This window comes from Streptomyces laculatispora, assembly GCF_017353455.1.
Taxonomy (GTDB): domain Bacteria; phylum Actinomycetota; class Actinomycetes; order Streptomycetales; family Streptomycetaceae; genus Streptomyces; species Streptomyces laculatispora.
In genome coordinates, this window is the sequence record NZ_JAFMPZ010000499.1 from 1 (window position 1) to 9,619 (window position 9,619).

9 protein-coding genes are annotated in these 9,619 nt (G+C 70.8%); 1 reads left to right on the plus strand and 8 read right to left on the minus strand.

Translation table 11 applies throughout. From position 1 onward, the window contains the following. Nucleotides 1-1,048, minus strand: a 1,048-nt coding sequence (pstS, locus tag J1C73_RS25550; RefSeq protein ID WP_207318457.1) for a phosphate ABC transporter substrate-binding protein PstS, incomplete at its 3' end; no start/stop codon positions are given. Between the two features lie 559 nt (nucleotides 1,049-1,607). On the opposite strand from pstS, the gene J1C73_RS25555 reads away from it, so the two are divergent. After that, nucleotides 1,608-2,000 (plus strand): hypothetical protein, encoded by a 393-nt coding sequence (locus J1C73_RS25555; RefSeq protein ID WP_207318458.1) that lies wholly within the window; start codon nucleotides 1,608-1,610, stop codon nucleotides 1,998-2,000. Between the two features lie 412 nt (nucleotides 2,001-2,412). On the opposite strand, the gene J1C73_RS25560 is transcribed toward J1C73_RS25555, so the two are convergent. From J1C73_RS25560 to mshD, 7 genes are all read right to left on the minus strand, one after another. Further along, a complete protein-coding gene (locus tag J1C73_RS25560) occupies nucleotides 2,413-2,838 on the minus strand; it encodes an NUDIX hydrolase (RefSeq protein ID WP_123460652.1) in 426 nt (141 codons plus the stop codon). Further along, nucleotides 2,835-3,824, minus strand: coding sequence for a CHAD domain-containing protein (locus tag J1C73_RS25565; RefSeq protein WP_307797797.1), 990 nt, complete (start codon nucleotides 3,822-3,824; stop codon nucleotides 2,835-2,837). Before J1C73_RS25565 ends, J1C73_RS25560 begins: the two co-directional genes overlap by 4 nt. Beyond that, a complete protein-coding gene (locus J1C73_RS25570; RefSeq protein WP_207318460.1) occupies nucleotides 3,811-6,066 on the minus strand; it encodes an RNA degradosome polyphosphate kinase in 2,256 nt (751 codons plus the stop codon). Before J1C73_RS25570 ends, J1C73_RS25565 begins: the two co-directional genes overlap by 14 nt. 243 nt (nucleotides 6,067-6,309) lie before the next feature. Next, nucleotides 6,310-7,281: an ABC-2 membrane transporter-related protein gene (locus J1C73_RS25575; RefSeq protein WP_242644691.1), complete on the minus strand. Its 972-nt coding sequence runs from the start codon at nucleotides 7,279-7,281 to the stop codon at nucleotides 6,310-6,312. Beyond that, nucleotides 7,278-8,180: an ABC transporter ATP-binding protein gene (locus J1C73_RS25580; protein WP_207318461.1), complete on the minus strand. Its 903-nt coding sequence runs from the start codon at nucleotides 8,178-8,180 to the stop codon at nucleotides 7,278-7,280. Before J1C73_RS25580 ends, J1C73_RS25575 begins: the two co-directional genes overlap by 4 nt. Beyond that, nucleotides 8,177-8,587, minus strand: coding sequence for a GntR family transcriptional regulator (locus J1C73_RS25585; protein ID WP_207318462.1), 411 nt, complete (start codon nucleotides 8,585-8,587; stop codon nucleotides 8,177-8,179). The genes J1C73_RS25580 and J1C73_RS25585 overlap by 4 nt, the downstream gene beginning before the upstream one ends. A 90-nt stretch (nucleotides 8,588-8,677) precedes the next feature. Continuing rightward, the gene (gene mshD / locus J1C73_RS25590; protein ID WP_207318464.1) at nucleotides 8,678-9,613 is read right to left on the minus strand and encodes a mycothiol synthase; all 936 of its coding nucleotides are present in this window, start codon (nucleotides 9,611-9,613) and stop codon (nucleotides 8,678-8,680) included. Between the last annotated feature and the right edge of the window lie 6 nt (nucleotides 9,614-9,619).

The window sequence follows — 9,619 nt, forward strand, 5'->3', positions numbered from 1 at the left end:
CCTCGGCCGAGGCGGTGTAGGTCAGGAAGGACTTGACGGTGCCGAGGGTGTCGGCCTTGTTGCCGCTGTCGCAGACGACCTCGTACGTCACCAGGACCAGCGGGTAGGCGCCCTCGGCCTTGGTGGTGTAGTCGAGGTCGAGCGCCAGGTCCTTGCCGGTGCCCTTGACCTTGGCCGCGGCGATGGCCTTGGAGGCGTTCTCCGCGGAGGCCTTGACCGGGGCGGCGCCACCGGTGTTGATGTCGACCGTGGTGATCTTCTGCGAGGCGGCGTAGGAGAGCTCGAAGTAGCCGATCGCGCCGTCGACCTGCTTCACCTGGGCGGCGACACCGGAGGAGTTGGTCGCGCCCTGGCCACCGGGGGCCGGCCACTTCTTCTCGGCCTCGTACTTCCAGTCGCTCGGGGCCGCGGCGCCGAGGTACTTGCCGAGGTTCTGGGTGGTGCCGGAGTCCTCGGAGCGGTGGAAGGGCTGGATGGCCTTGTCCGGGAGCTTGGCGCCGGGGTTGAGCTTGGCGATCGCCTCGTCGTTCCACTTCTTGATCTTGGTGTCGAAGATCTTGGCGAGCGTCGGGGCGTCCAGGGTCAGGCTGTCGACACCGTCGAGGTGGAAGCCGACCGCGATCGGGCCGCCGACCATCGGGAGGTTGATGCCCTGGCCGGTCTTGCAGACCTTCTTCGAGTCGGCGACCTCTTCGGGCTTCAGCGCCGAGTCGGAGCCGGCGAAGCCGACGGTGCCCTGGTTGAAGGCGACGATGCCCTCGCCGGACGAGGAGGAGTTGTAGTTGATCTCCACGCCGGAACAGGCGGCCATGTAGTCCTTGACCCACAGGTCCATGGCGTTCTTCTGGGCGCTGGATCCGGAGGCGCGCAGCTGGCCCTTGGCGCCGTCGCACTTGACGTTCGAAGCGGCCTTCGTCTTGCTGCCGCTGCCGCCGGTGTCGCCGCCGCTGTTGTTGTCCGAACCGCACGCCGTGAGGACCAGGGCGCCGGAGACGGCGAGGGCACCGAGCGCGGTGGCACGAAGCCGGGTCTTGCGCTGAAGCTTCACTTTCGGGTGTTCCTTCCAGGAGCCGCCGCGGCTGGTGTTGCGGGGCGGCGTGCGACGCGAGTGGTGCGATGGCTGATGCCGTGCACCGTGTAGGTCCGAAATTAGGCAGAACAGATGAAGTGACCTACGGGGAAAAGTGAACGGGAGGTGAACCTTGATACACCTCAAGGTGCCGGCCGTATCCGCCCGGTGACATGGAATGGGCTCAATTTTGATCATCATGCCGGACAGGTGGGCCATCCGGAATCACGTGCGCCGCGCGTCGGGGGTGGGTGGCGCCCCTGATTCGTGGGGGTCGGCGCGATTTATGAGCTGGTAAATGGAATGAGTGGCGAGAGGTCGGCGGTGGGACCCGGAATCGGCGCGCAGTTGAGATCGGGGGATTTCTGACGGTGAATGATAAGCGTGGCCAAACGGTTCAATCGGTGCGATTTGCTGCCCTTGACACACCTGTGCTTTGCCCGCAGAGTTCTGCGGTGTTCAGGGTTCGGTGTTCGGTGACTCGTGAAAAGGGAGTGTGTACCCATGCTCAAGCGGGCGATGGTGATTCTCACCAGTCTTGCGGGCGATTACCGGCGGTGCGGTGATGGTCGCGCCGGCAGCAAGCGCTGCGGGATTTGGTTGCGCCGGAAGCCAGATCGATGTCTATCCCGTGACGGACGCCGACAACGGTGCGGTGCTCAGCAATATCTTCCTGTACTACGACGCTTCGACCGGAAAGAACTGTGCGTCCAACGTGCGCACCAGTGCAGGTGGAGCCGGTACGGCTGCCCGGATCTCGGTCTCCATCTGGGCCGACGGCGGCAGCGCCGTCACGGACAACGGGATCTACTCGCAGTACGCGGGGCCGGTCTCCGTCCAGGCTGCCGGAAAGTGCATCAACGTGAAGGCGATCACCTACGCGTCCGGCGGTCGCTACGGGTTGGTGCAGCGCAACGGGCACTGTGGCTGAATCGGACTGACTACCGGAATGACGGTGGGAGCGGGTCCGGCGCCGTATCCGGCAGAGAGTCGGATGCGGCGCTTCCGTCATTCCCTCATTCCGGTATTCCGTTCGTCCGCCATTCCGTCATTCCGGGTGAGAGCGTATTCGGAGTGCTGATCATTTCGGGCGGTACAGGTGATGACGTCAGTGCCGTGCCGTCCCATGTGATGAGCAGATGAACTCCCCGCCGTCCCGCCACGTGTCCCTCGACGCCGTGCGCTGATTCATCTCGGACGGCATCGCAGGCTGCGGCCGCTGTGTCCGGCGAATCCCGTAAGGGGTGGTGCCGCTCTCATGATGTCTTGGCGTTGCGTTCTTGCGCGGGAGAGGGAGAGAGGTGGGCCGGCGTCATCGGCCCGTCGGTATGCGCGGGGGGAAATCACGGGGAATCCCCGAAGATTTCAAGGCTGCTGAGAAACGCGCCGACCAGGAGCCTGTCCCGTTTCTGGGTCAGCCGTTCGCCCGCGGCGGCTGGGGGCAGCCAGACGATGCGGTCCACCTCGTCGTTGGGCGAGAAGGCGCCCGCCGTGGCCTCGGCAGCCCAGTAGGTGACCTCCTTCGGCCGGCCGTTCGCGAGGTACCGGGCCGTGGGGAGCACGGCGCCCGGGACACAGTGGTGGCCCGTCTCCTCCAGGACCTCGCGCAGAGCCGCGTCCCGCGGGGACTCGCCGCGTTTCAGCTTGCCCTTGGGGAACGACCAGTCGTCGTAACGCGGCCGGTGTACGAGGCAGAGCTCCACTCCGGCGCCGGGCGCGGGCACCCGGCGCCAGAGCACGCACCCCGCCGCCCGCACCGTGGTGCTCATCGCGCGGTCACGGCCGCCGCGTACGGCCAGGTCTCCCGGAACACCGCGCGCGCCGCCCCCACTTCGTGGCGCTGGTCGGCGTGGAGCACCCCCAGGGCGTACGCGGTGGCCGGTGCGATCCGCGGTGTGCGGGCCGCGGACGCCGCCGCGGCGGCGGCCTCCGACGCGTCCCGGTGCAGATCGAGCGCGTGACCGGGGCCGGCCAGGACCGGGTCGGGGGCGCCGCGCACCACCTCGTGGGCGTACCGGTGCAGCCGCAGCAGCAGCCGGGTCTGGTGCCAGGGCGCGTCCTGCGCCTCGTTGTACGGCTCGGCCGTCTCGTCCGACGAGAGGGCCGCCACCGCGCCGAGCAGCCGCTGTTCGGCCCGGTCCGCGGGCTCGCCCAGCAGTTCGGCGGCGGGTGCGGCGGCCGAGGGCGCCAGCGGGACCTCGGAGGCGAGCAGCGCGACCGCGTCGGCCACCGCGTGGAAGCGGGAGGAGCCGAGCGCCTGGAGTGCCGCGGAGTGGGCGCGGGTCCGGGCGAGGGTCAGCTGGCGTTCCAGCAGCGCCCCGGCGCGCGCCGCACCGACGCCGAGAACGGCCCGCTCCTTGGCGGCGGAACCGCCGGCGGACTCCGCGCGGGCCGAGGGCAGCGGTGTCCCCGACAGCCCGTGCAGCGCGTCGAGGAGCCGGTTCAGCCGTTCCGCGTAGGCGTGCTCGCGGGCGAGCGTGCCGGACAGCCAGGCCAGTTCGGTGCGCAGCTGCTCGGCCCAGAGCGGGTCGAGCGCGGTTCGGAAGGTGTGCAGGGTGCCGCTGATCCGGCGGGACGAGCGCCGGAGCGCTCCGGCGGCCTGTTCGGCGGCCTGCGGACCGGCGTCCGTGGGGGCACTGTTCTCGCGGTGCAGGCGCAGACTCCGCAGGAAGTCCGCTGCCTGCGACCGGAGATACGGTGCGAGCACCGCCCCCGCGGTCACGTCCGTCTGGGTCTGGTGGTCAGGGCGTCGCACGCCGGCGCCTCCGCGCGTCAATGAGCATTTCCTGTACGTGGCGCAACGGCCGGCCCTCCGTGTCCGTGGCGTGCCGGGTCCAGTTCCCGTCGGGGCCCAGGTGCCAGGAGGAGGTGGTGTCGGCCATGCCCGTCTCCAGGAGCCGGCTGAGCGCGGCCCGGTGGGCGGGGTCGGTGACCCGGACCAGGGCCTCGATCCGGCGGTCGAGGTTGCGGTGCATCATGTCGGCGCTGCCGAACCAGACCTCGGGCTCGCCGCCGTTGCCGAACGAGAACACCCGGGAGTGTTCGAGGAAGCGGCCCAGTATCGAGCGGACCCGGACGTTCTCGGAGAGCCCGGTGACGCCGGGGCGGATCGCGCAGATGCCGCGCACCCAGATGTCGACCGGGACACCCGCCTGCGCGGCCCGGTAGCAGGCGTCGATGATCGCTTCGTCGACCATCGAGTTGACCTTGACGCGTACGTAGGCGGGGCGGCCGGCCCGCTGGTGCGCGATCTCCTTGTTGATGCGGGCGATCAGCCCGTCGCGCAGCGACTTGGGGGCGACCAGCAGGCGGCGGTAGGTCTCGCGGCGGGAGTAGCCGGAGAGCCGGTTGAAGAGGTCGGAGAGGTCCGCGCCGACCTGCGGGTCGGCGGTGAGCAGGCCGAGGTCCTCGTACAGCCGGGCCGTCTTGGGGTGGTAGTTGCCCGTGCCGACGTGCGAGTAGCGGCGCAGGGTGTCGCTCTCCTGGCGGACGACGAGCGAGAGCTTGCAGTGCGTCTTCAGGCCGACGAGCCCGTAGACGACGTGGCAGCCCGCCTCCTCCAGTTTGCGCGCCCACTTGATGTTGGCCTGCTCGTCGAAGCGGGCCTTGATCTCGACGAGTACGAGGACCTGCTTGCCGGACTCGGCGGCGTCGATGAGGGCGTCCACTATCGGGGAGTCGCCCGAGGTCCGGTACAGGGTCTGCTTGATGGCGAGGACGTCCGGGTCGCCCGCCGCCTGTTCCAGGAAGGCCTGGACGGAGGTGGAGAAGGAGTCGTACGGGTGGTGCAGCAGCACGTCGCGTTCGCGCAGGGCGGCGAAGATGTCGGGCGCGGAGGCGGACTCGACCTCGGCGAGGTCGCGGTGGGTGCCGGCGATGAACTTGGGGAACTTCAGCTCCGGCCGGTCCAGCGACGCTATGCCGAACAGTCCGGTGAGGTCGAGCGGTCCGGGCAGCGGGTAGACCTCGGCGTCGGACACCTTCAGCTCGCGGACCAGCAGGTCCAGCACGTACGGGTCGATGGACTCCTCGACCTCCAGGCGGACCGGCGGGCCGAAGCGGCGCCGCATGAGCTCCTTCTCCAGGGCCTGGAGAAGATTCTCGGCGTCGTCCTCCTCGACCTCCAGGTCCTCGTTCCTGGTGACCCGGAACATGTGGTGGGCGAGGACCTCCATGCCCGGGAAGAGCTCCTCCAGGTGGGCGGCGATGACGTCCTCGATGGGGACGTAGCGCTGCGGGGAGGCCTCCAGGAAGCGGGTCAGCAGCGGCGGGACCTTGACCCGGGCGAAGTGGCGGTGGCCGCTGACCGGGTTGCGTACGACGACGGCGAGGTTGAGCGAGAGGCCGGAGATGTACGGGAAGGGGTGCGCCGGGTCGACGGCCAGCGGGGTCAGCACGGGGAAGACGCGCTGGCGGAAGAAGGTGAACAGACGGGCCTGTTCCTTCTCGGTCAGCTCGGGCCAGCGGATCAGCTGGATGCCCTCGTCGGACAGGGCGGGGGCGACGTCCTGCTGGTAGCAGGCGGCGTGCCGGGCCATGAGTTCGCGCGAGCGGGTCCAGATCAGGTCGAGGACCTCGCGGGGCTGGAGCCCGGAGGCGGACCGGGTGGCGACACCGGTCGCGATCCGGCGTTTCAGGCCCGCGACCCGGACCATGAAGAACTCGTCCAGGTTCGAGGCGAAGATGGCGAGGAAATTAGCCCGTTCGAGGAGGGGGGTCGAGGGGTCCTCGGCCAGTTCCAGAACGCGTTCGTTGAACGCGAGCCAACTGCGTTCCCGGTCCAGGAACCGGCCCTGCGGCAGCTCCTCCCCGTCGACATCGGGCTCGTACGCGTCGGCGTCGCCGTCGATGTCGGGGTCCAGATCGGCCGCGGTGGACAGGGCGGCACTGGCGGAGCCGGGGGCGGCGACGGCGTGCGGCCGGTGTGCGGCGAGGGCGCCGACGGACGGCTGCGCGGCGGGCTGGACCGGGACCTCGGAGCTGGGCTGCTGGCTCATGGACCCATTCTTCCGCGCGGAGTGCTCCGGGGGCGCGTCGGAGGGGGGTGAGATCGCGGAGATCGCACGGTCGGCGCGTTCTCTGCCGGGAATTCTCCCGTTGCGGGGGGACGGCACAGCTGGCTGCATCCTGAGAGGGTCCCAAGGGCGTCTGAATGCCCGGTAACGGCGACATGACATGCAGGAAGCGGTGTGGCCGTGTACGGGGGACGGTCCGGCCCCCGTACACGGCTGCCGGGCGGCTCAGCCGTGGCTGCGGCGCAGCACCCGGAAGGCGACGGCGACCACGGCGGCCGCCAGGACCAGCAGGATGCCGGTCTCGATGAGCTGGAGCGGCCAGAAGTGCGAGGCCGGGTGGTAGTCGACGTACTGCGCGGCGGCGCCGTGCCGGGCCATGCACCCGTCGAAGTCATCGGCGCTGATGCAGGTGGCGTCGTCCAGCCGGATGCCACCGCCGGTCATCCAGCCGACGGAGACGTCGGAGGCCTCCGACGGGTAGCGGAACTCCTTCCCGAGGGCCGTGGTGTCCGTGCGCATCGGCCACAGACCGCTGCGCACGGAGTTCATGACCAGGGCCACTGCGGCGTAGGCGACGGCGGTGAGGGCCATCGCGGGCAGCGTGCGCCGGATCAGCACCCCGGCGGCGGCGCCGAGGGCGAGGCCGAGCAGGGCGTAGCCCACCGGGGCGGGGCCCATCGCCCCGTACACCTCCCGCTCGAACCACTGGGCCGGGTAGTTCGTGCCGCGCCCCCGGGACCAGGCCCAGGCGTACACGGCCGACAGGACGGAGACGCCGGCCACGGTGAGGACGGCGGGTACGGCGAGCTTCGCGGCCAGCCAGCGGGTGGGCGTGACGGACTGGCTCCAGGAGAGCCGGTAGATGCCGTCCTCCAGCTCCCGGCCGATCATGGGCCCGGCGACGAACAGGCCGATGACCGCGGGCAGGGCCATCATGGCGACGCCCGCGTACTGGAGCAGTTGGCTGAAGTACATCTCGACGCTGAGGAAGTGGCGGACGGCGATGCCGCAGCCGCGGACCGTGTGCCGTACCGAGCAGCCGGTGTCGCCGAAGGTGGTGGCGGCGGCCGCCGTCACCCACCAGGCCACGCCCGTCAGGACGATCCCGGCCAGCGCGAGCGCCCCCGTGATCCACAGGGCGCGGCGGTGCTGGAGTACGACGACGCGGGCCGGACCGCGCAGGGCGAGGGCGCTCATGCCGCGCTCACCGCCTCACGGGTCCGGGCGTCCGCGCTCGGCGTGAGCAGCGCGGGTGCGCCGGGGGAGCGGAGGTGCGCGAGCAGCAGCTCCTCCAGCGACGGTTCGGCGGTCTCCCAGTCGGCGGTGTCCACCGGGCCCTCCTTCCGGACGAGTGCGGTCAGCAGCCGTCCCGTGGTGCGGGACTCGACGACGGTGTGCGGGGCGAGGTCCCGTACCGGGCCGGTGAGCAGGGTGTGCGCGGTGAGCAGGTCGTCCGTCTCGCCGCCGAGGCGGATGCGGCCGCCGTCGACGAGCAGGAGGTAGTCGCAGGCGCCCTCCAGCTCGGCGAGGATGTGCGACGACATCACGATGGTGGTGGAGCGCTCGGCGGCCTCGGCCATCAGGGCGCCCATCAGCTGGTGCCGGCCGAGCGGGTCGAGGTCGGCCATCGGCTCGTCCAGCAGCAGCAGTTCGGGCTGCTTGCCGAGGGCGAGGGCCAGGGCGAGCCGGGTGCGCTGGCCGCCGGAGAGCGTGCGGACCCTGGCGTCCCGGGGAAGCGGTTCGGTGATCCGCTCGGCGGTGTCCTGGTCCCAGGTGGCGGGGTTCAGCTCGGCGCCCGCCCAGAGCGTCTCGGCGACCGTCAACTGCGGGTACAGCGGCTTGTCCTGGGCCACGAAGGCCATCCGGGCGCGGGCGTCGCCGGGCGTCGAGCCCAGCACGCGTACCGTCCCCTCGGCCGGCCGCAGGAATCCCGCGGCCAGGCTCAGGAGGGTGGACTTTCCCGCACCGTTGGGTCCGACGAGGGCGCACACCCGCCCGGCGGGCAGCCGGAACGAGCAGTCGCGCAGCGCCCAGCCCCCGCCCTTGCCCCGGTACCTCATGCCGAGGCCCTCGGCCTCGATCGCAGCGCCTGTCATCCGGCCTGATCCTCCTTGAAAGTCTTGTCCAGTACGGCGGTGAAGAGCGCGCTCACGTCGTCCCTGTCCAGGCCGGCCGCGCGGGCGCGGCGGGCCCAGTCGGCGAGTTCGGCGCGCAGCGGGGCGTCGTCGGCCGCCGCCGCGCTGCCGAGGGTCCGGGTGACGAAGGTGCCGAGTCCGCGCCGGGCCTCGACGAGTCCCTCGCGCTCCAGCTCCCGGTAGGCCTTCAGCACGGTGTTCGGGTTGATGGCGGTGGCCTCGACGACCTCGCGTGCGGTGGGCAGCCGGTCGCCGGGCTCCAGCAGGTTCAGGCGCAGCGCCTGTTTGGTCTGCTGGACGATCTGGAGGTACGTGGCGACGCCGCTGCGCCGGTCGATGCGGAACTCGACCGCTGCGGACTCTGCCATGTTCACCCCTTTCACTAATTGAGTAGTGAAAGGGTGTCGTAAAAAAGAGGCGGCGTCAAACGACGCCGCCTCCTGGTGAGTGGTGACCGCTCAGGTCTCCGTGCGGTACATCAGGTCCACCTCGTGGGTGGTGAAGCCCATCCGCTCGTAGACGGTCACGGCCGCGGTGTTGTCCGCGTCGACGTAGAGCATCGCGGTCGGCAGCCCCTCGGCGGCGAGGTGGCGCAGCCCGATCGCGGTGAGCGCCTTGCCCAGGCCGCCGCCCTGCGCGTCGGGCCGGATGCCGACCACGTACACCTCGCCGAGCTGCTCCTCGGTATGCACCTTCGTCCAGTGGAAGCCGATCAGCTCGGTGGTGCCGTCCTTCTCGCGCTCGGCGAGGAAGAAGCCCTTCGGGTCGAACCAGGGCTCGGCCTTGCGGTCGTCGAGGTCGCGCTGGGTCAGCGAACCCTGCTCGGGGTGGTGGGCGAAGGCGGCGCGGTTCACGGCCAGCCAGGCGGTGTCGTCCTGGCCGGGGACGAACGCGCGCACGGTGACGCCCGGCGGCAGTACCGGCTCCGCGACGTTGAGCGGGCTCAACGGACGCCGAAGCTGGCGCAGTTCGCGAAAGAGCGAGAGGCCGAGTACCTGCGAGAGGTGGCGCGCCGCGGACCTGCCGCCGTGCGCCCATACCCGCAGCCGCTTCCCGGTGGCGGCCAGCAGCGCCGCCCCGAGCGCCCGCCCGTGCCCCTGTCCGCGGTGCGAGGGATGCACGACCAGCTCGGCGGCCGGCGCCTCGACGGGGTCGGTGTCCTCCAGCTGCGCGTACCCGACCAGCACGCCCCCGGCGGTCAGCAGGAAATGCCGCACCCCTTCCCGGTGCCCGCCCCGCAGCTGCAGCCGCCCCTGCTCGGACACGGCCTGCCTGCCATCGGACCGGGCCGCCTCGGCGAGGAGCCCGGAGACGGCTTCCGCCTGGTCGGGGGAGAGGGCGTCGAGCGTCTGGATCTCGCGTCCGGGGGCGGGGAGGGGTACGTCATTCGTCATGTGTAC

Excerpts from the sequence above, each read along its gene's own strand:
- J1C73_RS25575 (WP_242644691.1), bottom strand. The coding sequence starts at position 7,281 with ATGAGCGCCCTCGCCCTGCGCGGTCCGGCCCGCGTCGTCGTACTCCAG.
- J1C73_RS25585 (WP_207318462.1), bottom strand. The coding sequence starts at position 8,587 with ATGGCAGAGTCCGCAGCGGTCGAGTTCCGCATCGACCGGCGCAGCGGC.
- J1C73_RS25580 (WP_207318461.1), bottom strand. The coding sequence starts at position 8,180 with ATGACAGGCGCTGCGATCGAGGCCGAGGGCCTCGGCATGAGGTACCGG.
- mshD (WP_207318464.1), bottom strand. The coding sequence starts at position 9,613 with ATGACGAATGACGTACCCCTCCCCGCCCCCGGACGCGAGATCCAGACG.
- J1C73_RS25570 (WP_207318460.1), bottom strand. The coding sequence starts at position 6,066 with ATGAGCCAGCAGCCCAGCTCCGAGGTCCCGGTCCAGCCCGCCGCGCAG.
- J1C73_RS25560 (WP_123460652.1), bottom strand. The coding sequence starts at position 2,838 with ATGAGCACCACGGTGCGGGCGGCGGGGTGCGTGCTCTGGCGCCGGGTG.